The sequence below is a fragment of the Streptomyces umbrinus genome (assembly GCF_030817415.1).
Classification (GTDB): domain Bacteria; phylum Actinomycetota; class Actinomycetes; order Streptomycetales; family Streptomycetaceae; genus Streptomyces; species Streptomyces umbrinus_A.
Map to the genome: position 1 here is coordinate 2,026,133 of NZ_JAUSZI010000002.1, position 22,922 is coordinate 2,049,054.

The 22,922-nt window shown below is 70.2% G+C and carries 20 protein-coding genes and 1 pseudogene; 3 read left to right on the top strand and 18 right to left on the bottom strand.

Features of this window, described 5'->3' with window-relative positions:
* Nucleotides 1–89: 89 nt before the first annotated feature.
* From dxs to QF035_RS09710, 17 genes and pseudogenes are all read right to left on the bottom strand, one after another.
* A pseudogene (gene dxs, locus QF035_RS09635) lies at nt 90–1,967 on the bottom strand (1-deoxy-D-xylulose-5-phosphate synthase); the annotation flags it as partial.
* 29 nt (nt 1,968–1,996) lie between these two features.
* Nucleotides 1,997–3,178, bottom strand: a complete 1,182-nt coding sequence (gene ispG / locus QF035_RS09640) for a flavodoxin-dependent (E)-4-hydroxy-3-methylbut-2-enyl-diphosphate synthase (protein ID WP_307519610.1) — start codon at nt 3,176–3,178, stop codon at nt 1,997–1,999.
* Between the two features lie 4 nt (nt 3,179–3,182).
* The gene (gene hpnH, locus QF035_RS09645; RefSeq protein WP_307519611.1) at nt 3,183–4,205 is read right to left on the bottom strand and encodes an adenosyl-hopene transferase HpnH; all 1,023 of its coding nucleotides are present in this window, start codon (nt 4,203–4,205) and stop codon (nt 3,183–3,185) included.
* A 5-nt stretch (nt 4,206–4,210) separates the two neighbouring features.
* Nucleotides 4,211–4,855 carry a phosphorylase family protein gene (locus QF035_RS09650; protein WP_307519612.1) on the bottom strand — a complete coding sequence of 215 codons (645 nt, stop codon included), beginning with the start codon at nt 4,853–4,855 and terminating at the stop codon, nt 4,211–4,213.
* Nucleotides 4,855–6,873 (bottom strand): squalene--hopene cyclase, encoded by a 2,019-nt coding sequence (shc, locus tag QF035_RS09655; protein WP_307519613.1) that lies wholly within the window; start codon nt 6,871–6,873, stop codon nt 4,855–4,857. The genes QF035_RS09650 and shc overlap by 1 nt, the downstream gene beginning before the upstream one ends.
* Nucleotides 6,874–6,985: 112 nt before the next feature.
* Entirely contained in the window at nt 6,986–8,116 is a 1,131-nt protein-coding gene (locus tag QF035_RS09660; protein WP_307519614.1) for a polyprenyl synthetase family protein, read from the bottom strand.
* The gene (gene hpnE / locus QF035_RS09665) at nt 8,113–9,537 is read right to left on the bottom strand and encodes a hydroxysqualene dehydroxylase HpnE (protein WP_307519616.1); all 1,425 of its coding nucleotides are present in this window, start codon (nt 9,535–9,537) and stop codon (nt 8,113–8,115) included. The genes QF035_RS09660 and hpnE overlap by 4 nt, the downstream gene beginning before the upstream one ends.
* Nucleotides 9,534–9,674, bottom strand: a complete 141-nt coding sequence (locus tag QF035_RS55680) for a DUF6380 family protein (protein ID WP_373466938.1) — start codon at nt 9,672–9,674, stop codon at nt 9,534–9,536. The genes hpnE and QF035_RS55680 overlap by 4 nt, the downstream gene beginning before the upstream one ends.
* Nucleotides 9,674–10,594, bottom strand: coding sequence for a presqualene diphosphate synthase HpnD (hpnD, locus tag QF035_RS09670; protein WP_307887923.1), 921 nt, complete (start codon nt 10,592–10,594; stop codon nt 9,674–9,676). Before hpnD ends, QF035_RS55680 begins: the two co-directional genes overlap by 1 nt.
* Nucleotides 10,595–10,620: 26 nt before the next feature.
* Nucleotides 10,621–11,523 carry a squalene synthase HpnC gene (gene hpnC, locus QF035_RS09675; protein WP_307519618.1) on the bottom strand — a complete coding sequence of 301 codons (903 nt, stop codon included), beginning with the start codon at nt 11,521–11,523 and terminating at the stop codon, nt 10,621–10,623.
* 374 nt (nt 11,524–11,897) lie between these two features.
* Nucleotides 11,898–12,677: an ABC transporter ATP-binding protein gene (locus QF035_RS09680; protein ID WP_055616162.1), complete on the bottom strand. Its 780-nt coding sequence runs from the start codon at nt 12,675–12,677 to the stop codon at nt 11,898–11,900.
* Nucleotides 12,670–13,599, bottom strand: coding sequence for an ABC transporter permease (locus QF035_RS09685; protein ID WP_307519619.1), 930 nt, complete (start codon nt 13,597–13,599; stop codon nt 12,670–12,672). The genes QF035_RS09680 and QF035_RS09685 overlap by 8 nt, the downstream gene beginning before the upstream one ends.
* 98 nt (nt 13,600–13,697) lie before the next feature.
* Nucleotides 13,698–14,582, bottom strand: coding sequence for a glycosyltransferase family 2 protein (locus QF035_RS09690; RefSeq protein ID WP_307519620.1), 885 nt, complete (start codon nt 14,580–14,582; stop codon nt 13,698–13,700).
* Nucleotides 14,579–15,358 (bottom strand): CDP-alcohol phosphatidyltransferase family protein, encoded by a 780-nt coding sequence (locus tag QF035_RS09695; RefSeq protein WP_307519622.1) that lies wholly within the window; start codon nt 15,356–15,358, stop codon nt 14,579–14,581. Before QF035_RS09695 ends, QF035_RS09690 begins: the two co-directional genes overlap by 4 nt.
* A complete protein-coding gene (locus tag QF035_RS09700) occupies nt 15,336–16,400 on the bottom strand; it encodes an iron-containing alcohol dehydrogenase family protein (RefSeq protein ID WP_269649844.1) in 1,065 nt (354 codons plus the stop codon). The genes QF035_RS09695 and QF035_RS09700 overlap by 23 nt, the downstream gene beginning before the upstream one ends.
* Nucleotides 16,388–17,140 carry a phosphocholine cytidylyltransferase family protein gene (locus QF035_RS09705; protein WP_269649843.1) on the bottom strand — a complete coding sequence of 251 codons (753 nt, stop codon included), beginning with the start codon at nt 17,138–17,140 and terminating at the stop codon, nt 16,388–16,390. Before QF035_RS09705 ends, QF035_RS09700 begins: the two co-directional genes overlap by 13 nt.
* The gene (locus QF035_RS09710) at nt 17,137–18,933 is read right to left on the bottom strand and encodes a DUF5941 domain-containing protein (RefSeq protein WP_307531012.1); all 1,797 of its coding nucleotides are present in this window, start codon (nt 18,931–18,933) and stop codon (nt 17,137–17,139) included. Before QF035_RS09710 ends, QF035_RS09705 begins: the two co-directional genes overlap by 4 nt.
* Nucleotides 18,934–19,268: 335 nt before the next feature.
* Between QF035_RS09710 and galE the strand changes: the two genes are divergently transcribed.
* The 3 genes from galE to idi all read left to right on the top strand — a co-directional run bounded on the left by galE (nt 19,269) and on the right by idi (nt 22,291).
* Nucleotides 19,269–20,249 (top strand): UDP-glucose 4-epimerase GalE, encoded by a 981-nt coding sequence (gene galE, locus QF035_RS09715; RefSeq protein ID WP_307519625.1) that lies wholly within the window; start codon nt 19,269–19,271, stop codon nt 20,247–20,249.
* Nucleotides 20,250–20,419: 170 nt separating this feature from the next.
* Entirely contained in the window at nt 20,420–21,364 is a 945-nt protein-coding gene (locus tag QF035_RS09720) for a cation diffusion facilitator family transporter (protein ID WP_307519627.1), read from the top strand.
* A 333-nt stretch (nt 21,365–21,697) separates the two neighbouring features.
* The gene (gene idi / locus QF035_RS09725) at nt 21,698–22,291 is read left to right on the top strand and encodes an isopentenyl-diphosphate Delta-isomerase (RefSeq protein ID WP_189839548.1); all 594 of its coding nucleotides are present in this window, start codon (nt 21,698–21,700) and stop codon (nt 22,289–22,291) included.
* A gap of 82 nt (nt 22,292–22,373) precedes the next feature.
* On the opposite strand, the gene QF035_RS09730 is transcribed toward idi, so the two are convergent.
* Nucleotides 22,374–22,880: an ATP-binding protein gene (locus tag QF035_RS09730; protein ID WP_307531014.1), complete on the bottom strand. Its 507-nt coding sequence runs from the start codon at nt 22,878–22,880 to the stop codon at nt 22,374–22,376.
* Nucleotides 22,881–22,922: the final 42 nt, after the last annotated feature.

Sequence of the window (22,922 nt, forward strand, 5' to 3'; positions counted from 1 at the left end):
GCGGAGGCCTTCCCGTCAGCGGTCTTCCCGTTCACGGCCCGCCCTTCGGGTGCCTGCCCCTCGACCGAGGGTTCGGCCTCCATGACTGTCGAGCGCGCCTCCTGAGTGGCCAGGCTCGCGCTGATCCGCCCGGCGATCTCGACGGGCGTGAGACCGATGTCGGCGAGCACCTCACCCCGTTTGGCGTGTGCGAGGAACTGCTCGGGGATCCCGAACCGCCGTACGGGCACGTCGACTTCGGCGTCCCCGAGGGCGAGCGCGACCGCCGAGCCCACGCCGGCCGCCCGGCTGTTGTCCTCGACGACGGCGACCAGGCGGTGCTCGGCGGCGAGTCCGGGCAGCGCGGGATCGACGGGCTTGACCCAACGTGGGTCCACGACCGTGCAGTTGACGCCCCGCGCCTCCAGCAGTTCGGCCGCCTGGAGACACACCGGCGCCATCACGCCGACGGCCACGAGGAGCACTTCGGGCCGCTCGCCCCGGTGCAGGACGTCCAAGCCGCCCACCCGGTCGACCGCCGGAACGACCGGCCCCACCGACTCCTTCGGGAACCGGATCAGGGTCGGGGCGTCGTCCACCGCGACCGCCTCGCGCAGTTGGGCGCACAGCTGGTCGGCGTCGCGCGGCGCGGCGATCCTGAGCCCCGGCACGACCTGGAGGATGGACATGTCCCACATGCCGTTGTGTGACGCTCCGTCAACTCCCGTGACCCCGGCGCGGTCCAGCACGAACGTCACTCCGCAGCGATGCAGTGCGACATCCATCAGCAACTGGTCGAAGGCACGGTTCAGGAAGGTCGCGTACACCGCGACGACCGGATGCAGTCCGCCGGTCGCGAGCCCGGCCGCGGACACCGCCGCGTGCTGCTCGGCGATGCCGACGTCCCACACCCGGTCGGGGAACCTCTCCGCGAACTTCGCGAGTCCCACCGGGTGCAGCATGGCCGCCGTGATCGCGACGACGTCCTCGCGCGCCTCCCCGATCCTCACGATCTCGTCGCCGAACACCGAGGTCCAGGAAGGGCCGTTGGACGGCGCGAGGGGCTCGCAGGTGAGCGGGTCCATCACGCCGACGGTGTGGAAGTGGTCCTCCTCGTGGGCGATCGCGGGCTCGTAGCCGCGCCCCTTCTCGGTCAGACAGTGGATGAGTACGGGCCCGTGGAAGCGTTTCGCGCGCCGCAGCGCCGACTCCACCGCGCCCACGTCGTGCCCGTCGATCGGGCCGACGTACTTCAGCCCCAGGTCCTCGAACATGCCCTGCGGCGCGAACGCGTCCTTGAACCCCTTCTTCGCGCCGTGCAGCGACTCGTAGAGGGTGCCGCCGACGACGGGCATGCTCAGCAGCACGTCCTTGCCCCAGGCCAGGACCTTCTCGTAGCTGTCGGTGGTCCGCAGGGTCGCCAGATGATTCGCGAGGCCGCCGATGGTCGGCGAGTACGAGCGCTCGTTGTCGTTGACGACGATGATCAGCGGCCGGTCCTTGGCGGCCGCGATGTTGTTCAGCGCCTCCCACGCCATGCCGCCGGTGAGGGCGCCGTCGCCGATGACCGCGACGACGTGCCCCTTCTCCCCCTGCACCTGGCGGGCCTTGGCGAGCCCGTCGGCCCAGCCGAGCGCGGTGGACGCGTGACTGTTCTCGATGATGTCGTGCTCGGACTCCTCGCGAGACGGGTAGCCGGACAGGCCGCCCTTGCCGCGCAGCTTGGAGAAGTCCTGACGTCCCGTCAGCAGCTTGTGTACGTAGCTCTGATGGCCGGTGTCCCACAGAATGCGGTCGACCGGCGACTCGAAGACCCGGTGGAGCGCGATGGAGAGTTCCACCACCCCCAGGTTGGGCCCCAGATGACCGCCGGTCCTGGCGACCGCGTGCACCAGGAACTCCCGGATCTCGTCGCCCAGTTGACCTATCTCCGCCTCGGACAGCGCTTTCAGGTCGCGTGGTCCCCGGATGCTCTCCAGAATCGTCACGCTCGGCCCCCTCTCGGTCCGTGCTGCAGCTAACTCGCGGTGACGGTGGGTTGCCCCGGCACCGTGACCTCCGGCTCGCCTGACGCGACGCCGTCCGCCTCCATCTGCTCGGCGATCTTCATCGCCTCGTCGATGAGGGTCTCCACGATCTTCGACTCGGGGACGGTCTTGATGACCTCGCCCTTGACGAAGATCTGGCCCTTGCCATTGCCGGAGGCGACCCCCAGGTCCGCCTCCCTGGCCTCTCCCGGTCCGTTGACGACACAGCCCATGACCGCGACGCGCAGCGGCACTTCCATGCCCTCCAGGCCGGCCGTGACCTCGTCGGCCAGTTTGTAGACGTCGACCTGGGCCCGCCCGCAGGAGGGACAGGACACGATCTCCAGCCGCCGCTGCCTGAGATTCAGCGACTCGAGGATCTGGATGCCGACCTTGCACTCCTCGGCGGGCGGCGCGCTCAGGGAGACCCGGATGGTGTCCCCGATGCCCTCGGCGAGCAGCGCCCCGAAGGCCACCGCGGACTTGATGGTGCCCTGGAAGGCAGGACCCGCCTCGGTCACGCCGAGGTGCAGCGGGTAGTCGCACTGGGCCGCCAGTTGCCGGTAGGCGTTGACCATCACGACCGGGTCGTTGTGCTTGACCGAGATCTTGATGTCCCGGAACCCGTGCTCCTCGAAGAGCGACGCCTCCCACAGCGCCGACTCCACGAGTGCCTCGGGCGTCGCCTTGCCGTACTTCTGGAGCAGCCGCCGGTCCAGCGAACCGGCGTTGACCCCGATCCGGATCGGCGTGCCGTGGTCCTTGGCGGCGCGCGCGATCTCCTTCACCTTGTCGTCGAACTGCTTGATGTTGCCCGGGTTCACGCGGACCGCCGCGCAGCCCGCCTCGATCGCGGCGAACACGTACTTCGGCTGGAAGTGGATGTCCGCGATCACCGGGATCTGCGACTTGCGCGCGATGGTCGCCAGCGCGTCCGCGTCGTCCTGTGTGGGACAGGCGACGCGGACGATCTGGCAGCCGGACGCGGTCAGTTCGGCGATCTGCTGCAGGGTGGCGCCGATGTCCGACGTACGCGTCGTCGTCATCGACTGGACGGACACGGGTGCCCCGCCCCCGACCGCCACCGGTCCGACCTGGATCTGCCGCGAGGCGCGGCGCTCCGCGATCGGCCGGACCGGCACCTCGGGGAGGCCCAAGGAGATGGCGGTCATGACGTCACCCGCGGTTTCCGGAGACGGTGTCACGGGCGGCGCGCAGGGACTCCTTGAGGGAGCCCATGGTGGCCAGGACCGCGGTCGGCTCGTAGCCGCAGTGCGCCATGCAGTTGGCGCAGCGCGGGTCCTTGCCGCGGCCATAGGAGTCCCAGTCGGTGTCCTCGATGAGTTCCCGGTACGTCGTGACGTACCCGTCGCTCATCAGGTAGCAGGGTTTCTGCCAGCCGAAGAGCGAGTAGTTGGGGATCGCCCACGCCGTGCACGGGAAGTCGACCTTACCCTCCAGGAAGTCCAGGAAGAGCGGGGAGTGGTTGAGCCGCCAGCGCCGCCGGTTGCCGCCAGCGAAGGCCTTCTTGAACAGTTCGCGGGTCTGCTCCACGCCCAGGAAGTGCTCCTGGTCGGGCGCCTTCTCGTAGGCGTAGGCGGGCGAGATCATCATCTCGTCCACGTGCAGGTCGTCATTGAGGAAGTTGAGGACCTCGATGATCGTCTGCGGGGTGTCGGTGTTGAAGAAGGTCGAGTTGGTGGTGACCCGGAAGCCGCGCTTCTTGGCCTCCTTGATGGCCGCCACGGCCTCGTCGAACACTCCCTCCTTCGCGACGGACTCGTCGTGCCGCTCACGCAGGCCGTCGATGTGCACGGCGAAGGCGAAGTACGGCGAGGGCGTGAACTTGTCCATCTTCTTGCGCAGCAGCATGGCGTTGGTGCACAGGAAGACGTACTTCTTCCTGGCCACCAGCTGCCGCACGATCTCGTCGATCTTCGGGTGCATCAGGGGCTCGCCGCCGGCGATGGACACCATCGGCGCCCCGGACTCCAGCACCGCCCCGACGGCCTGGGCCACCGGCATGCGCTGCTTGAGCACTCCGGCCGGGTGCTGGATCTTGCCGCAGCCCTCGCATGCCAGATTGCAGGCGTAGAGCGGTTCAAGCTCGACGATCAGCGGAAACTTGTCCCGCTTGCGCAGTTTCTGTTCAAAGAGATACGTCGCGACCTTGATGGTCTGGCGGAGCGGCATGGCCATCTGGCTCACCTCCTGGGGAGCAGCAAAGAACGGTGCCATTCGAAGAAAGCTGGAAGAACGGCACGAAGAACGCGGAAGGCCGATATTCCACCGCGCACCGTGCCGATCCGGACGAGTTCATGTTCTGGAGCGTCCACGACCACCCGGACGGCCGCAACCGGGCGCATGCCCGCGCGGACGGCGCTGTGGAGTGTGGCCGCCGACTCCATGTCGACCGCGATCGCGCCGGTCGCGAGCAGTTCCGACCGTTCCTGACCGCGGACGACGTGATCGGAGCCGGTGAGCGGCCCCGTGTGGACGGTGCGCCCTGGCAGGGCGCGTGCCAGTTCCTTGACGAGCAGTTCGGTGCCCACACAGGGCGTGGTGCCGCGCGGGTCCCTGGTCTCGTCGGCGACGACCAGGTCCCCCGGGTGCATACCGGGGGCGAGCCCGGCACAGAAGCCCGTGGCCAGCACGGCCGCCCCGCTCAGCGCGGGGCCGGACAGGGCCCGGGCGACCGCCCGTTCGGCGGCACCCGGCCCCATGCCCGTACGCAGCACGGTGACCGGGCCGTCGGCGCTGCCCCGGTCGCCGCCGGTACGCAGGGCCAGCTGCTCGATGCCGAGCGCGCAGGCGATCAGCAGCGGGGCGGCGCCCGGTGTCGTGCTCATCAGCTCGCCCTGCCGAAGGAGCCCTGCCGGTCGGCGAACGGTTCGCCGTTGACGTACCGGCCGAGCGCGGTGAGCGGGAAGACCTGCCGGTAGAGGTGGTAGTTGATCGAGAAGTCCCACGGGAACCCCGTACCGGTGAAGTACGGCTCGTCCCAGGAGCCGTCCGCCAGCTGGGTCTCCGCGAGCCACGCGACACCGCGCTCGGCGGCCTTGGAGTCGCGCTCCCCGGCCGCGAGCAGCGCCAGCAGCGCCCACCCGGTCTGGGAGGCGGTCGAGGCGCCGCGCCCGCTCCACTCGGCGACGTCGTGGTAGGAGCGCAGGTCCTCGCCCCAGCCGCCGTCGTCGTTCTGCACGGTCTCCAGCCATGCCACGGCCCGGCGGATCGCGGGATGCGATCCGGGCAGTCCGGCGGCGACCAGCGCGGGCACCACCGACCCTGTTCCGTATACGTAGTTGACGCCCCAGCGGCCGAACCAGGAGCCGTTCGCCTCCTGTTCGGCGAGCAGCCACTCGATGCCGCGGCGGGTGCGCGGGTCGTGGGAGAGTCCCTCGACCGCGAGCATCTCCACGACGTGCGCGGTGACGTCGGCGGACGGCGGGTCGATGACCTCGCCGAAGTCGCAGAACGGCAGCCGGTTGGGGAAGGGGCTGGTGTTGTCGACGTCGAAGGCGCCCCAGGCGCCGTTCCTCGACTGCATGCCGAGGTTCCAGCGCACCCCGCGCCCGATGGCCTTCTCCATGCGCTCCGGGTCGTGGTGCTTGACGCGGCGCAGGGCGAGGACAACCTCGGCGGTGTCGTCGATGTCGGGGTAGTTGTCGTTGTGGAACTCGAACGCCCAGCCGCCCGGCGGCAGATGGGGCCGCTTGACCGCCCAGTCCCCCGGGCGGACGATCTCCTCTCCGAGCATCCAGTCCGCGGCCTTCACCAGCTGCGGATGGTCGGCGGGCACGCCCGCGTCGGCGAGCGCGATGGTCGCGAGGCAGGTGTCCCACACCGGCGACTGGCAGGCCTCGATCATCCGGGCCCCGTCCTCGCGCCAGACGGTGAACCGGTCGAGGGACGCCAACCCCTCGCGCATCACCGGGTGTTGGAGGTCGTAGCCCAGCAGGTGCAGCGCGATGATCGAGTACACGGCGGGCGGCTGGATGCCTCCCCAGCAGCCGTCGTTCTCCTGCCGCTCGATGATCCAGCGGGCGGCGGTGTTCATCGCGGCCCTGCGGAGTCGGCCCGGCGCGACCTTGCGGTAGGTGTGCAGGGCCTTGTCGAGCCGCTGGAAGACCCCGTCCCAACTCCCCACGGGGGCAAGGGGCTTGACCGGGTTCGGGTTGTTCGCGTCGGTGTGCAGCTCGTCGAGCGGGAACGGCGCGGGCCGTACCGGACGCTTCGCCGAGACGACGGTGAGCGGCACGATGGTCTGCCGCGCCCAGCACCCGAAGTCGTAGATGTTGAGCGGCACCCACTTGGGGAAGTAGATGAGCTCCGGCGGGAGTTCGGGCAGGTCGTCCCATTTCCACCAGCCGAACAGGGCGAGCCAGATCCGGGTGAAGACCCGGGCCGAGGCGATGCCGCCCCGCTCGCGGATCCATGCGGACGCCCTCGCCATGTGCGGCTCGTCCGGCGCGTCACCGGCCAGCCGCAGGGCGACGTACGCCTCGATGGTGGTGGAGAGTTCGCCCGGTCCGCCGTAGAAGGTGGCCCAGGTGCCGTCCTCGCGCTGCTCGCCGCGGATGAAGAGGCCGGCGGCGCGGGTGGTCTCGTCGTCGCGGATGCCCAGGAACTGGCGCAGCAGCAGGTCTTCGGCGTCCATCGTGACGTTGGTCTCGAGGTCGCCCTTCCACCAGCCCTGGGCGTCCTGCGTGGAGAGCAGGAAGTCGGTGGCGCGCAGTATCGCGCGCTCGGCGGCGTCTCGGGTGTCGACTGTCCCGGCCGCCTCGGGAGTCGTGACTTCTGTGGTTTCGCTGGCCGCGGCTGCCCGGGGCGGCAGGGCCCCGGTGCTTCCGTCGGTCGTCGCTGTCATGGCTTCCCCTTCGTGCAGTGGCATGTCTCTGCTGTGGGTCCGCCGTCGGCCGGTGCTCGTTCTCCCGCGGCACCGGCCGGCGACTACGCGAGGCTTATTCGACCGATAGTGATCATCTCTTTCGTACGACGACGAAGTCGGCGAGCTCCACGAACTGGGCCCGTACGTGGTCCGGCATGAGGATCGTGTCGAGCGCCTCGATGGCGATGGTGTGCTGGCGGCGCGCCTCCTGGGCGGTCCACTCGCGGCCGCCCGCCTGCTCGATGAGCGCGGCGCGCGCGGCGAACTCCTCCTCGGAGAAGTTCTCGAAGTCGCTGCTCTTGGCGTCCTCGGCGAGCAGTTCGCCGAGGCGGTCGGAAGCCGGACCGCCCGCCGCGAGCGCGGCCACGACCGGCAGGGACTTCTTGCGCTGGCGCAGGTCGCTCCAGGTCTGCTTGCCGGTGGCCACCGGGTCGCCCCAGATGCCGAGCAGGTCGTCGACGGCCTGGAAGGCGAGGCCGAGGTGGTAGCCGTACTTCTCCAGCGTGTCGGCGGTGACGTCGTCGGCGCCGCCGAGGACCGCGCCGATGGAGCAGGCGCAGGCGAGCAGGGCGCCCGTCTTGTTGCCCTCCATCTCCAGGCACTCCTCGACGCTGACCCGGTCGCGGTGCTCGTAGGAGATGTCCTGCGCCTGGCCGTCGATCAGGGCGCGGGTGGCGGTGGTCAGGCGGCGCGTGGCCCGGCCCGCCTCGACCGTGCCGAGCTCCAGGAGCAGCTCGTTGGCCAGCGCGAACAGGGCGTCGCCGACGAGGATGGCCTGGGCGGGGCCGTGCACCTTCCAGACGGTGTCACGGTGGCGGCGCTGCTCGTCGCCGTCCATCAGGTCGTCGTGCAGGAGCGAGAAGTTGTGCACCAGTTCAACGGCGACCGCGCCCGGCACGCCCACCTCGGGGGCCGCGCCGGCGGCCTCGGCGGACATGACGGCGAGGGCGGGACGTACGGCCTTGCCGCCGTCTCCCTCCGCGGGGTTGCCTTCGGCGTCGATCCAGCCGAAGTGGTAGGCGGCGACGGTGTCCATGGGAGGGGCGAGGCGGTTGATGGCCGCCCTCAGTACCGGAGTGGCCAGGGTCCGGCCGCGCTCCAGGAGCGCGGTCACGTCCACCGCGTCGGCAGCCGTCGATGCCGGGGGCACAGTGGGCACAGTCTCTCCTCTTGTGGTGATACGGGGGGTGCGGGGGCCCGCCGCGCTCAGTTCGAGCGTCACGCCGCCTCCTCGAAGAGCTCGAAGAGGTGATCGCGGGGCCGGCCCAGGGCGCTCAGCGCGGCGTCCGCCGCACTCACGCCACTGCGGACCGCACTCTCCATGGTCGCGGGCCACCCTGTGGCGGTCCACGCGCCGGCCAGGTAGAGGCCGGGTGCCTTGGTACGGGCGCCGGGCCGCAGCCGCCCGACGCCGGGAGTCGGAGCGAACGTCGCCGTACGCTCCCTGGTCACGAAGAAGTCCCGGACCTCGGCGCCGCGGGTGCCGGGCAGCAGCCGCTCCAGCTCCGGCAGGTACCGCTCGCGCAGTGCCGAGACGGGTTCGTCGATCTCGTCCTGCGCGGCCGACTGCGACAGCGCCAGGTACTGGCCGTCCGAGAGCCCGGACGCCCCGGTCCGGTCGAAGACCCACTGCACCGGCGAGCCGAGCGCGGCGAAGAACGGCCGGCTGAGCACCTTGCGGTCGTACACGACGTGGATGTTGAGGATCGGCGCCGTACCGATGTCGAGGAGCTGTTCAGGGGCGTCGAGGGCGCCGTCGGGCAGCAGACCGTGGGCCTCGCGCTGCGGTACGGCGAGCACGACCGCGTCGGCGTCGAGCGTCTCGCCGGGAACCTGAACGCTCCAACGCCCGTTCTCGTTGAGGGAGATGGAGGTGACCCGTGTCCGGAGTTCGGTACGGACGCCCGCTGAGTCGAGCGCCTTGCGGGCCAGCCGGTCGTGCAGTTCACCCAGCGGGACGCGTGCCCAGCCGATGTCGGCCGCGCCCGGATCGGACAGTAGACCGGTCTTGAACACCATCGCGGCGAGCCCGAGCGACGAGTCGCCGGCCACCGCGTTGAGGGTGGCGACCCCCACCAGGTCCCACAGTGCCTCGATGGCACGCTCCGACTGACCGTGCGCGGCCAGCCAGGTGCCGAAGTTCTGCGCGTCGAGCGCCGGATCCGCGAGGTCGAGGCCCTTGAGGGCCAGCGCGGCACGTCCTACTCTGGCGCGCTCGGCGAGCGACAGATGGGGATAGGTCGCGAGGCTTTTGGCGAGATGCAGCGGCACGGGCAGCGCCGTGCGGCCGATTCTGCCGAGTCTGCGTCCGGGTTTCGCCTCCGCGTCGAGAACGGGCACGTCGAGACGATCCTGCAGGGGAGCAAGCTCTGCTCCGTCGACGCGGTCGAGGAACCAGCGGTACGCGGTGCAGCAGCGCAGATACACATGCTGGCCGTTGTCCACGGTGAGAGCGCCGCGCTGGAAGGAGAAGGCCAGCCCGCCGAGGCGCGGCCTGCCCTCCACCAGCGTCACGCGCACCCCGGAGTCGGCGAGCGCGAGCGCGGTGGTGATTCCGGCGAGCCCCCCGCCGACCACCACGGCCGTCGCCGGGCGGCTCCGCTGATCCGCGTCGAGCCCCTCGTCCTGCGTCGTGTCGTTCATCGTGCACCTTCCCCCGAGGCCGGGCCGTGCTGATCGAACAGCGCACGGTCGGCCGTTGAAGTCAGGGACGCGGTCCCCGACCGGAGGGTTGCGCGCCGTTTCCCGGGACTTGCCTCATCTTGGCCCAAAGTGTCCATCAAGCGCGCCTCCTGATGGTTCGGCGCGAGACGTGCCGGGCGTCGAGACCGGAAAGACCCCGCACGGCGACGTACGCCTTCTCGCGGCCGGGCAGCGAGACACGGCCGCGCAGGACGGCCTCCGGCTCGCGCTCGATGCGGTCGAGGAGGCGGCGGTAGATGCCGGCCATGGCGGCGACGCAGGCGCCGCTGCGGCGGTCCAGCATGGGCAGCAGCCGGTAGCCCTCCGCGAAAAGCGCGCGGGCCCGTCGCACTTCGAAGTGGACGAGGCCCGCGAAGTCGGAGCCGGCCGGTGGATACGCTCCGTCGAAGCCGGCCGAGCAGCCGAATTTCGCCAGATCGTCGGCCGGCAGATAGGTCCGCCCGTCCTCCGCGTCCTCGCGAACATCCCTGAGGATGTTGGTGAGTTGCAGCGCGAGCCCGAGCGTGTCGGCGTACTCGGGCGCCCGCTCGGCGCCGCGCGCCCCCGGTTCCGTACCGAAGACGCCGAGCGAGAGGCGGCCGATGGCCCCTGCCACGCAGCGGCAGTAGACCTTGAGGTCGTCCCAGGTCTCGTAGGTCTCGCCGCGGACGTCCATGAGGACGCCGTCGATCAACTCGTCGAGGCCGTCGAGCGGGACCGGGAAGTGGTCCGCCGTGTGGCTGAGGGCGACCGCGACCGGGTCGGTGTCGTCCTCGTCCACGGAGCGGTCGCGGACCCGGGCGAGCAGCGCCCGGGTGTCTTCGAGGCGCGCGGCCTTGACGTCGGGAGCGAGCGTGCCGTCCCCGATGTCGTCGACGCGGCGCGAGAACGCGTACAGCGCCGACATGGCGCGGCGCTTGGGCGTCGGCAGCAGTCTGATGCCGTACGCGAAATTGCGGGCCTGCTGCCCGGTGATCGCCTCGCAGTAGCTGTATGCGGCGAGTACCGGTGCGGACATGTGTGGCGGAGCCTCCACGGTCCGGATCACCCCTCTCCTCGCAGAGTCACTCCCACCTCGCGCAGCAACTGGATCTTGCCGGGCTTGGGCGGGCCGGAAAGTACGTCGTATTCGGCGGCGGCAATCGCACGGATTGCCGCCCTTCCTCCTGCAACGAAGCCCGCGAGCAGCAGCCTCAGCCTGCCGTGGACGCTACCCACGAGGGGGGTGCCTTCATTCAGGAGGTTCAGGGCGCGTTCTGCTTCGTATGCAACCAGTGCGCGCACCGATGCGCCTGCCGTGGCCGTGGCGAGATCCGCCTCCTGGACATGAAAGCGCTTCATGTCCTCGGCTGGCAGATAGATGCGGTCGCGGTCCAGATCCTCGGCCACGTCCTGGAGGTGCTCGACGATCTGCAGTGCCGTGCAGACGGCGTCGGAGCGGCGGACCCGCTCGGGGGTCGAGGTGCCGGTGACCGAGAGGACCAGACGGCCGACCGGGTTCGCGGACAGTTCGCAGTAGGCGACGAGGTCGTCGTAGGTCTCGTACCGCTTGACGAGCTGGTCCTGGCGGTTCGCCGCGACCAGGCCGAGAAAGGGCTCGGGGGTCAGCCCGGTGCGGCGGACCGTCGGCTGGAGGCGGCGCAGGAGCGGGTGGCGCGGGGTCGCGTCGAAGACCCTGTTCAGATCGGCCTCGAAGGCGTCGAGGAGGAGCAGCCGGTCCTCGGCCTCCTCGGGGGACACGCCAAGGAGCCGGGCGTCGGCACCGCCGGGGGCCAGGTCGCCGTCGCCGATGTCGTCGACCAGGCGGGCGAATCCGTAGACGGCCATGAGGTCGGCGCGCCAGGCCCTGGGCAGGAAGAACGGTGCCACGGGGAAGTTCTCGTCCGTGGCCTTGTCCAGGGTGCTGCGCTCCGGGTCACCGGCGCGCGCCGTCCCGGCTGGCGTCACCGCTCACTGCCCGGGCCTCGAACGGCACAAGCGAAGACGGCACGCGCACAGCTGAGCTGGAGAGTTTCCGTAGCCATTGCCGTCACATCTCCCGTTCTACACTGCCGACCCAATACGGACTATTTCGGACACGCCGCCCGGACGTCCGCGCAGCAGACCCTATGCCGGGTGTCGCGCATTATCGCCCTACTTGCCGCGAATCAGCACCGGTACAGCTTACGTTGTACAACCCGCCATGCCTCGTCGGGGTGTCCTGCACATCACAACAACACACCGATTGGCGTCAAGATTCCTAAGGACGCCCAGAGTTGGCGTTTCCTTTGCAGACGCAGGGCCCCGTCGGAACGTTCCGACGGGGCCCTGAGCGATTCGGGCTACTTGCCCGTGAACTTCTCGTACTCCTTGATGACCTCGTCGGTCGGACCGTCCAGGCGCAGCTCGCCGCGCTCCAGCCACAGCACGCGGTCGCATGTGTCACGGATCGACTTGTTGTTGTGGCTGACGAGGAAGACCGTGCCCGCGCTCTTGCGCAGCTCGCGGATGCGGGCCTCGGAGCGCTTCTGGAAGGAGCGGTCGCCGGTCGCCAGGGCCTCGTCGATCATCAGGACGTCGTGGTCCTTGGCCGCCGCGATGGAGAAACGCAGGCGGGCGGCCATGCCGGAGGAGTAGGTGCGCATCGGCAGGGTGATGAAGTCGCCCTTCTCGTTGATGCCGGAGAAGTCGACGATGTCCTGGTAGCGCTCCCGGACCTGCTCGCGGGACATCCCCATGGCGAGCCCGCCGAGGATGACGTTCCGCTCGCCCGTGAGGTCGTTCATCAGGGCCGCGTTGACGCCGAGGAGCGAGGGCTGGCCATCGGTGTAGACGTGCCCCTTCTCGGCGGGGAGCAGTCCCGCGATGGCCCGCAGCAGGGTGGACTTGCCGGAGCCGTTGGAGCCGATCAGGCCGATCGCCTCGCCGCGGTAGGCCTTGAAGGACACACCCCGGACGGCGTGCACCTTGCGGACGCCACGGTCCTCGCCGCGCTTGATTATGCGGCTGAGGGCCGCGGTGGCGCTGCCCTTGCCGGTCTTGGCGCCGTTGACCCGGTAGACGATGTGCAACTCGTCCGCGATGACGGTGGGGATCTGGCCCACGGTGTTTTCCTCAGCCACGGCCGTAGCGCTCCTCAGCCTTCCAGAAGTACACGAATCCGCCGACGGCGACGAGGAGGGCCCAGCCGGCCGAGACCGCCCACACGTGCGGGGGCAGGTTCTCGGAACCGTAACCGTCGATGAGCGCGAAGCGCATCAGGTCCATGTAGATGGCGGCCGGGTTCCACTGGAGGATGTCGGCGATCCAGGCGGGGTGCTTCTCCAGCATCACGGGGATCGAGAACATCACGCCGGACGCGTACATCCACGTACGCATCACGAACGGCATGAGCTGGGCGAGGTCCGGGGTCTTGGCGCCCATCCGGGCCACGATCATCGCGAGGCCGGTGTTGAAGAGGAACTGCAGGGCGAGCACCGGGACGATGAGGAGCCAGGACAGGCCCGGGTAGCTGCCGAAGCCGACCGCCACGACGAACAGCACGATCATCGAGAAGAGCAGCTGCTGGAGCTGCTGCAGCGAGAACGAGATCGGCAGCGCGGCACGCGGGAAGTGCAGCGCCCTGACCAGGCCGAGGTTCCCGGAGATCGCGCGGACGCCCGCCATCACCGAGCTCTGGGTGAAGGTGAAGACGAAGACGCCCGTCACCAGGAACGGGATGTAGACCTCCTGGGGCATGCCGCGGTCGGCGCCCAGGATCAGGCCGAAGATCAGGAAGTACACGAGTGCGTTCAGCAGCGGTGTGGCCACCTGCCAGAGCTGGCCGAGCTTGGCCTGGCTGTACTGGGCGGTCAGCTTCGCCTGCGAGAAGGCAAGGATGAAGTGACGCCGTCCCCAGAGCTGGCGGACGTACTCGACGAGTCCGGGCCGGGCGCCGCTGACGGCAAGCCCGTACTTGGCGGCGAGGTCCGCCGCGGAGAGCCCTTCATCGGGCGACGGAGGGGCGCTCACCGCGACACCGCCGTCATGCGTTGTCTCACTCACAAGTGGAAACTTTCGTCCTCAAGATACGCAGCCTGGTCGGGCGTAGGCCAAAGCCAGGGACCGGGGTACGGCCCGAATGCTCTCAGATTTCGAGCTTGTCAGATGACGGGTGGCCGGCCCAGTCTGGTCAGGCGCCATACCGTACGCCACTTCATGGGGCGCCGGGGGCCGCACGGACTGGTCCAGCCCTCCTTGAAACCACCGAACCAGGCTCTCAGCGCGGGGCGGGAGGGGCGACGGGCGAGGGTCAGCAGCATCCACACGCCGAGATATACGGGAACCAGCGGCGCGGGCAGATTGCGACGGGCCAGCCAGACACGGTTGCGGGCGACCATCCGGTGGTAGATCGCGTGCCGCGAGGGGGCGGTCGTGGGGTGGTACAGCACCATGTCCGAGCGGTAGTCGATCATCCAGCCCGCGTCGAGGGCACGCCAGGCGAGGTCGGTCTCCTCGTGGGCGTAGAAGAACTCGTCGGGCAGTCCGCCGACCTGGCCGAGCACCTTCGTACGGACGGCGTTGGCGCCGCCGAGGAAGGTGGTGACGCGCGAGTTGCGCATCGGGTCGGAGGCGCGCAGCCGGGGCACGTGGCGGCGCTGGGTGACGCCGGTCTCGGGGTCGGCGATGCGGAAGCTGATGATGCCGAGCTCCGGGTCGGCCGCGAAGGCCTGCCGGCAGAGCTCCGCGGTGTCGTGGTTCGCGAGGAGACCGTCGTCGTCCAGGAAGAGGAGGACGTCCACGTCGGTGCCGCCGGGGCCGAACGCCTCGATGCCGACGTTGCGGCCGCCGGGGATGCCGAGGTTCTCGGCCAGCTCGACCGTCCGTACGCCCGCGGGGACGTCCGGTACGGGCGAGCCGTTGCCGACCACGACCACCTCGACCGGGTCGCCGTCCTGCTTGGCGACCGAGTCGAGGAGGGCACGGAGTTCGTCGGGGCGGTTGCCCATGGTGATGATCACCGCGCCGACCTTCATGGCCGTGCTCACTTCAGCCTGCTCGAAGCGAGGATGGACACCAGGTGCAGCACGGTCTGCAGCATCGCGATGCCGGCCAGGACCGCGACGCCGAGCCGCGAGAAGAACAGGTCGTCCCTGACCGTGTCCAGGACCGCGAGGACCAGGATCAGCAGGGAGGCCTCTATGCCGAGGACGAGCCGGTGGAACTTGAGCGCGCCGGCGGCCCGGCGGGCCAGCGCCATGCCGGACGAGCGCGGCTCGGACGCCGACTCCTGGACCGGCGCCTTGCCGGTCTGGTGCCGGGCGACACCGACGAGGTCGGTCTCGGACTTGATCAGGATCGCGCCGAGGGCGGCCAGGGTGCCGAGGAACGCCCACAGCCAGTCGATCCGCCCGGTGCCCCAGAGGTCCGCGGCGCGCAGGCCGAAGCCGACCAGGACCGCGGCGTCGCACAGGTAGGCGGCGACACGGTCGACGTACACCCCGGTCATCGAGTACTGCTTGCGCCAGCGGGCGATCTCGCCGTCGACGCAGTCGAACAGCAGGTACAGCTGGACCATCAGTACGCCGAGCAGGGCGCCCGGGATGCCCGGCACCAGCAGGGCCGGGGCGGCGAGCACGCCGAAGACGGTCATCACGTAGGTCAGCTGGTTGGGCGTGACCCGGGTGTTCACCAGGTGCCGGTCGATGCGCAGCGAGATCTCGCGCATGTAGAGCCGGCCTCCCCAGTGCTCGCCGCTCCGCCGGTCCTTCACACCCGGAGGGTGGACGACCGGGCGGAGCTCAGCTACCGATGGCTTTTGCATAGTCGGCGTATGCGTCCCTGATCTGGTCGGTGGACAGGTCGAGGTGTTCGAGGATCGTGTAGCGGCCCGGCCGGGTCGACGGAGCGAACTCCACGACCTGGACGAACTCGTCGACGGTGAAGCCGATCTCGTCCGGCAGCACGGGGAGGCCGTGGCGGTGGAGGACCTCCGTCATGTGCCCGGCCGTCTCGTGGTCGCCCCGCAGGAACGTGGCGAACGCCCCGCCGAGGCCGCACTGCTCGCCGTGGAGGGCACTGCGCTTGGGGAAGCTGAGGTCGAACGCGTGGCTGATCTCGTGGCAGGCGCCGGATGCCGGGCGGCTGTCGCCGGCCACCGACATCGAGATGCCGCACAGGACCAGCGCCTCGGAGAGCGTCGTCAGGAAGGCGTCGTCACCGACACCTCCCGGGTGGCGCAGCACCGCTTCAGCGGCCTGCCGGGCCATGGCGGCGGCCAGGCCGTCGACCTGCTCGCCGTTCTCCCGGTGCGACAGCTCCCAGTCGGCCACGGCGGAGATCTTGCAGATCACATCGCCGATACCGGCCCGTACGAATCGCACCGGAGCCTCGCGAATGACGTCGAGGTCGATGACGATGGCGATCGGGTTGGGCACACCGTACGAGCCGCGGCCCGCGTCGTTGTCGAGCGTGGCGACCGGGGAGCAGAGACCGTCGTTCGCCAGGTTCGTGGCCACCGCGACGAGCGGCAGGCCCACCCGCGCCGCGGCGTACTTCGCGCAGTCGATGACCTTGCCGCCGCCGAGGCCGACGACGGCGTCGTAACGGCCGGCCTTCTTGATCGAGTCGGCGAGACGGACCGCTCCGTCGATGGTGCCGTCGGCGTCGCAGAACCAGTCCGCCTCGGGGAATGCCGGGGCGAACCGCTCACGCAGGACCTTGCCGGAGCCGCCGCTGATGGCGAAGGCCAGGCGGCCGGAGGGCGCGATGCGCTGGTCGGACAGGATCGTCGCCAGATCGTCGAGCGCCCCCGGCCTGATGTCGACGACGACCGGCGAGGGGATGAGCCTCGTCAGTACTGGCACGCGATCTCACGTCCCTTGGCGAGGTCGTCGTGGTTGTCGATCTCGACCCACTTGACGTCGCCGATGGGGGCCACGTCGATGCGGAAGCCGCGGTTCACGAGCTCCTGGTAGCCGTGCTCGTAGAACTGCTGGGGGTCGGTCTCGAAGACCGTCTTCAGCGCGTCGGCCAGCTCGTCGGCCGCGTCGCCCTCGATGAGGGTGACGCCGATGTACTCACCGGTCGCCTCGGCCGGGTCCATCAGCTTGGTGATCTTGGTCATGCCGCCCTCGGGGCCGACGACGACCTTCATCTCCTCGTCGGCGAGGGACTTCACCGTGTCGAGGGCGAGGATGATCTTCTTGCCGTCGCCGCGGGCGGCGAGCAGCGTCTTCTCGACGGAGACCGGGTGCACGGTGTCGCCGTTGGCGAGGATCACCGAGTGCTTGATCGCGTCACGGCCGCACCACAGGGAGTAGGCGTTGTTCCACTCCTCGGCCTTGTCGTTGTCGATCAGGGTGATCTTGACGCCGTACTTCTGCTCCAGCGCCTCGCGACGCTCGTAGACGGCTTCCTTGCGGTAACCGACGATGATCGCGACCTCGGTCAGGCCGATCTCGGCGAAGTTGCCGAGCGTGAGGTCGAGCACGGTGATGCTGTCCTCGTTGCCCTCGGGTCCCACCGGCACCAGTGCCTTGGGCAGGGTGTCGGTGTAGGGGCGCAGACGCCGTCCGGCGCCGGCAGCCAGCACGAGGCCGATCATGCGGGTTCTCCTTCATCGTGTACGGCGGGTGCGCCGAGTTTGTGGGCGGTCACCCAGAAGCGGATGCTCTCGACGAGCACCACGAGCGCCACGGCCACGGCGAGAGCCGTGAGCGCGACCTTGAAATCTGTGGCGGTGAGCAGCGCGGCCAGGACGGTGACCAGCAGCGTCCTGCCTTCGTGCCCGCCGATCGCCCGCACCAGCCAGTGCGGCGGCGCGCCGGCGTTGCCGCGGATGCGGTACACCGTGTCGTAGTGATGGTAGGCGACGGCCGCCACCAGCCCGAAAGCCGCGGGAAGGGCTCCGTTCACATCGGCTTTGGCCGCCAGTACCAGAACGGTCCCGTATTCGGCCGCCCGGTAGAACGGCGGAACCAGCCAGTCCAGGGCACCCTTCAGGGGCCGCTGGAGGGCCACGGGCGACAGCAGGACGTACACGCCGGCGCCCAGGGCGGGCCACCAACTGCCGTACGGGGAAAGCCAGGAGGCGCCCACGACGAGTGCGCCGGCGACCAGGGCGACGGCGGCCGGGCCGCTGAGGCGTACGCCACGCGTCAGGCGGGCCAGGAACTCGGCGAGCGGACCGGAGTCGGTGAGGTCGGCCAGGGCCTGGGCGGCGCGGTCCGTGCGCTGTGCCTTGCGGGTCAGGGACCTGAGCACCCGGCCCGCCGTCGTGTACGTCGCCGCGAAGGCGCAGCCGATCAGCAGCACGTAGAAGGTGATGCGGGGCGTCGTGACCGCCGTGAGGACGGCGATCATCGCCCAGCGCTCGCCGATGGGCAGCACGATCATGCGGCGCAGCCAGACCGTCCAGCCGACGCTGTCGAGCCTGCCGGAAAGGGCCGCGGTGGGGCTGGTGTTGGCAGTGGCGTCGTGGTTCGCCTCGTTGAAGGAGAAGTCGACGACGTGTCGGCAGGTCTGCAGAACCATCGCGCCGAGGGCGAGCGCCCATACGTCGTCACCGCCGCGGGCCGCACCGAGGGCGAGGCCCGCGTAGTAGGCGTACTCCTTGGCGCGGTCGAAGGTCGCGTCGAGCCAGGCGCCGAGCGTGGAGTACTGCAGGGAGTAGCGGGCGAGCTGGCCGTCCGTGCAGTCGAGGACGAAGGAGAAGAGGAGCAGCAGTCCGGCGGCGACGTAGCCGGCACGGGTGCCGGTCGCCGCGCAGCCCGCCGCGATCAGCGCGGTGATCAGCGAGGCCGTGGTGACCTGGTTCGGCGTGAAGCCGCGGCGGGCGCACCAGCGGGCGAGGTAGCGGGAGTACGGGCTGATGCAGTACGTCGTGAAGAAGCCGTCGCGGGACTTCACGGCCGTACGCAGCCGGATCGCCTCGTCGTCCACGACGGAGACGGCCTGCCGGGCCTCGTTGCGGGCCTGCGGGTCCCTCGGAACCTCGGCGACGAGTTCGCCGAGCTCGGGGCGGTGCAGGTCGGTGTCGAGGACCTCCGCGATCCGCTCGGCGAGGATGCCGACCACCACAGAGCCGTTCGAGGCGTCGTCGGAGGCGGTGCGCAGCGCGCGGGTCAGCGCCGGACGGGCCGCGGGCCGGGCGGTGACGGCACCGGGGATCGCGGCGGCGTCGAAGCGCGGGTCGGTCAGGCCGAGCCGCAGCGCGTGGACGTGCCCCACGAAGCGGGCGTCGACGACGGCGACCCGCTGGTTCGCGGGGACGGCGGCGAGGAGTGTCTCGGCGTCGGCCGCGTCAGTGGCGACCCGCACGTCGAAGCCGAGCGACCGGAGATCGTTCTCGAGCGACGACCCGGGGACCGGCTGACCGGTGAGGATGGCGGTCGACAGGACGAACTCACTCCTCTGGGTTCCGGCGTACGCCGACGCCGGGCATGTGCGTGGTGGGGGGCGCCCCAGGCCAGGAACGGCCGGGCGGCGTGTCGGCAGAGGCTATCGGATGATGGGAACGGACCGTTCACCGGCCGTTCACGGCCCGATCAACAGGGTCTGCTGTGCCGCGTCCGCCGCGATCATCATCGGGGATCCGGGCCCCGGCCCACAAACCACGGCTGATTCCACCGCAATTCACGGCATAGCTCTCGTCCCGGTCCTCGTGGGCGTGTGCTCCTCCTCGTGACGCGCACCGGTCCGGCCGCGCGGGGACCGGCATAGGGTTGGCGTCCATGACATGGCTGATCACAGGCGGAGCTGGATACATCGGGGCACACGTGGTGCGTGCCATGACCGGGGCCGGGGAGCGCGTGATCGCGCTGGACGACCTCTCGGCCGGCGTCCCCGCGCGGCTGCCCGACGACATTCCTCTGGTCCAGGGCTCGTCGCTGGACGGGGAGTTGCTGAAGCGGGTGCTCGCCGAGCACGCGGTGACGGGTGTGGTGCACCTGGCCGCGCGCAAGCAGGTCGGCGAATCCGTGGCCCAGCCCACGCGCTACTACCAGGAGAACGTCGGAGGACTCGCCACACTTCTGGAGGCGGTCGCCGGGGCGGGCATCGAGCGCTTCCTCTTCTCCTCCTCCGCCGCCGTCTACGGCAACCCGGATGTGGATCTCATCACGGAGGACACCCCCTGCGTCCCGGTGAACCCCTACGGCGAGACGAAGCTCGCCGGTGAGTGGCTGGTGCGGGCGGCGGGCCGCGCGCACGGCATCTCGACGGTGTGCCTGCGCTACTTCAACGTGGCGGGAGCGGCCACGCCCGAACTGGCGGACACCGGTGTCTTCAACGTGGTCCCGATGGTCTTCGACCGGCTCACCCGCGACGAGGCCCCGCGGATCTTCGGCGACGACTATCCGACGCCGGACGGCACGTGCGTACGTGACTACATCCACGTCGCCGACCTCGCCGAGGCACATCTCGCGGCGGCCCGGCGGCTGACCTCGGCGGGCGCCGGGAGCGAGACGGGCGACCTGACGGTCAACATCGGCCGCGGCGAGGGGGTTTCGGTGCGCGAGCTCGTGACGCTCATCGGCGAGGTCACCGGTGACAGCCGTCCGGCACTCGTCGAGCCGCGCAGGGCGGGCGACGCCCCGCGCGCGGTCGCCTCGGCCGCGCTGGCCGCCGAGAAGCTGCAGTGGACCGCCCGCCGCGGAGTGCGCGAAATGGTCGAGTCGGCCTGGGAGGGCTGGCGGCTGCACCACCCCGGATGACCCGCCGGAGGCCTCACGGGACCACCCGGCCCCCACTCTGACCTGCGGACCGTTTCCGCAGGTCAGAGCATATGACAACGGTGTTCAGTACCGCGTTGCACATACCCCCCACCCGTAGTTCACTGGAGATCGCCGACAGGGCGTCGGGGCGATCTCGGAGGGTGGATTTCATGGGGGCCGGTCACAGTCACGGGCACGCGCACGGCGCCGACGGCGGGGGTGGGGGCACGGCGGCAGCGGCGTACCGGGGGAGGCTGCGCGTCGCGCTGTGGATCACGCTCACCGTCATGGTGGTCGAGATCGTCGGCGGGATCGTCGCGAACTCGCTCGCGCTCGTCGCGGACGCGGCACACATGGCGACGGACGCGCTCGGCCTCGCCATGGCTCTGCTCGCGATCCACTTCGCGGGCCGCCCGCCGAGCGGGAACCGCACGTTCGGCTACGCGCGCGCCGAGATCCTCGCCGCGCTCGCGAACTGTCTGCTGCTGCTCGGGGTGGGCGGGTACGTCCTGTACGAGGCGATCCAGCGCTTCGTGACCCCGGCGGAGACCGAGGGCGGACTGACCGCGGTGCTCGGCCTGATCGGTCTGGTCGCGAACATGATCTCGCTCTCGCTGCTCATGCGCGGTCAGAAGGACAGCCTGAACGTGCGCGGTGCGTTCCTGGAGGTCGCCGCGGACGCTCTGGGCTCGCTCGCGGTGCTGGTCTCCGCCGTCCTGGTCCTGACCACAGGCTGGCAGGCGGCCGACCCGGTCGCCTCGATCGTCATCGGCCTGATGATCGTTCCTCGTACGTGGAAGCTGCTGCGGGAGACGCTGAACGTGCTCCTGGAGGCGGCGCCCGAGGACGTCGACATGGCGGCGGTGCGCTCGCACATACGTGCACTGCCGGGTGTCGAGGGCGTCCACGATTTGCATGCCTGGACGATCACCTCGGGGCTGCCGGTGCTCTCCGCACACGTGGTCGTCGGAGCCGAGGCCCTCGACACCATCGGCCACGAGAAGATGCTGCACGAGCTGCGGTCGTGCCTCGGTGAACACTTCGATGTGGAGCACTGCACCTTCCAGCTGGAGCCCGACGGGCATGCGGCGCACGAGCTGCGCGTCTGCCACTGAGCTGCGGGTACGGGCGGGGCGTACGTCCGGTGACGGAGGCGACAGGCGCGTGTGAGGGTGGTCCGGGAGCGCGGCGTACCGACTTCGGGTTACGGCATCCGGCCCGGATTCCTGGTGCCGGAGGCAGCCGTGGCGGCACCCGACCGGACGGTTCCGCCCCGGTGACGGCGGGCACGATCAGGTGTCCGGCCGCTTTCGGCGTCCGACCGGCGCCGGCCGCGATGCCCGGTTCGGCCGAGGGGCGGAACCGGACATGCGGGACTCCGCGTGATGCCGGGAGTGCCGGTTTCGTACGGCAGACTTGGGGCTTGAAGACCGATGCGAAGGATGGGTATGCCGATCACACCTGCCACCGCGACGCACAGTTCGTCGAACGGCACCGCCGAAGCCATCTTGCTCGAACTGGTCGACGAGGACGGCACCACGATCGGCACGGCGGAGAAGCTCACGGCCCATCAGCCGCCCGGGCAGCTGCACCGGGCGTTCTCCGTGTTCCTCTTCGACGAGCGGGGGCGGCTGCTGCTCCAGCAGCGGGCTCTCGGCAAGTACCACTCCCCCGGTGTCTGGTCCAACACGTGCTGCGGTCACCCGTACCCAGGCGAGGCGCCCTTCGCGGCGGCCGCGCGGCGGACGTACGAGGAGCTGGGCGTCTCGCCGTCGCTGCTCGCCGAGGCGGGGACGGTGCGGTACAACCACCCCGATCCGAAGTCGGGGCTGGTGGAGCAGGAGTTCAATCACCTGTTCGTGGGGATGGTGCAGTCCGTTGTGCGGCCGGATCCGGAGGAGGTGGGTTCCACGGCGTTCGTGACCGCGGGGGAGCTTGTGGAGCGGCATGCGGCGGATCCGTTCTCCGCGTGGTTCATGACGGTGCTGGATTCGGCTCGGCCGGCGATTCGGGAGTTGACCGGGGCCGCTGCGGGTTGGTGACCGCCTGATTCGTCGTCTGCGGGCCCGTTGTGGCTTGTCGCGCCCACGCGGCGGAGCCGCACAGTGACACAGCCCCGCGCCCCTAAAGGGGCGCGGGTGCGAGTGGGAGCGCCGACCAGATCACCTTGCCGCCTGTTGCCGTGTGTTCCACGTCGCAGACTCCGCCTGCTTCTCTTGTGACCTCGCGGACCAGGAGGAGGCCGCGGCCGCCGGTCTGGCCGTGGTCGGCCTCCAGGGCGGTCGGGCGGTAGGGGTGGTTGTCCTCGACGGAGACCCGCACCCACTCGGCGCCGACGGCGATCTCCACGGCGAGCATCGGGGAGAGCAGCGCCGCGTGCCGGACCGCGTTGGTGACCAGCTCCGAGACGATCAGCAGGAGCCCCTGGACCAGGTCGTCCGAGACGGGTACGCCCTGGCGGGCCAGCAGGTCACGGACGGCGTGCCGCGCCTGCGGTACCGAGGAGTCGACGGCGGGAGCGGTGAAGCGCCACACCCCCTCGTACGGCAGCGGACCCGGCGGTCTGACATCGGGGAGCGCCTCCCCGCCGCCTTCGGGGCGTGGGCCGGACCCCCTCCCCTGGTCGTCCATCGTCCGGTCGCCGCCCTTGCGCTCGATTGTCACCACACGTCG

Bases quoted from the DNA above. Each gene is read 5' to 3' on its own strand.
- ispG (WP_307519610.1), bottom strand. From the start codon at position 3,178: ATGACCGCCATCTCCTTGGGCCTCCCCGAGGTGCCGGTCCGGCCGATC.
- hpnH (WP_307519611.1), bottom strand. From the start codon at position 4,205: ATGGCCATGCCGCTCCGCCAGACCATCAAGGTCGCGACGTATCTCTTT.
- QF035_RS09650 (WP_307519612.1), bottom strand. From the start codon at position 4,855: ATGAGCACGACACCGGGCGCCGCCCCGCTGCTGATCGCCTGCGCGCTC.
- shc (WP_307519613.1), bottom strand. From the start codon at position 6,873: ATGACAGCGACGACCGACGGAAGCACCGGGGCCCTGCCGCCCCGGGCA.
- hpnE (WP_307519616.1), bottom strand. From the start codon at position 9,537: ATGAACGACACGACGCAGGACGAGGGGCTCGACGCGGATCAGCGGAGC.
- QF035_RS55680 (WP_373466938.1), bottom strand. From the start codon at position 9,674: ATGGACACTTTGGGCCAAGATGAGGCAAGTCCCGGGAAACGGCGCGCA.
- hpnD (WP_307887923.1), bottom strand. From the start codon at position 10,594: ATGTCCGCACCGGTACTCGCCGCATACAGCTACTGCGAGGCGATCACC.
- QF035_RS09695 (WP_307519622.1), bottom strand. From the start codon at position 15,358: ATGCAAAAGCCATCGGTAGCTGAGCTCCGCCCGGTCGTCCACCCTCCG.
- QF035_RS09705 (WP_269649843.1), bottom strand. From the start codon at position 17,140: ATGATCGGCCTCGTGCTGGCTGCCGGCGCCGGACGGCGTCTGCGCCCC.
- galE (WP_307519625.1), top strand. From the start codon at position 19,269: ATGACATGGCTGATCACAGGCGGAGCTGGATACATCGGGGCACACGTG.
- QF035_RS09720 (WP_307519627.1), top strand. From the start codon at position 20,420: ATGGGGGCCGGTCACAGTCACGGGCACGCGCACGGCGCCGACGGCGGG.
- idi (WP_189839548.1), top strand. From the start codon at position 21,698: ATGCCGATCACACCTGCCACCGCGACGCACAGTTCGTCGAACGGCACC.
- QF035_RS09730 (WP_307531014.1), bottom strand. From the start codon at position 22,880: ATGGACGACCAGGGGAGGGGGTCCGGCCCACGCCCCGAAGGCGGCGGG.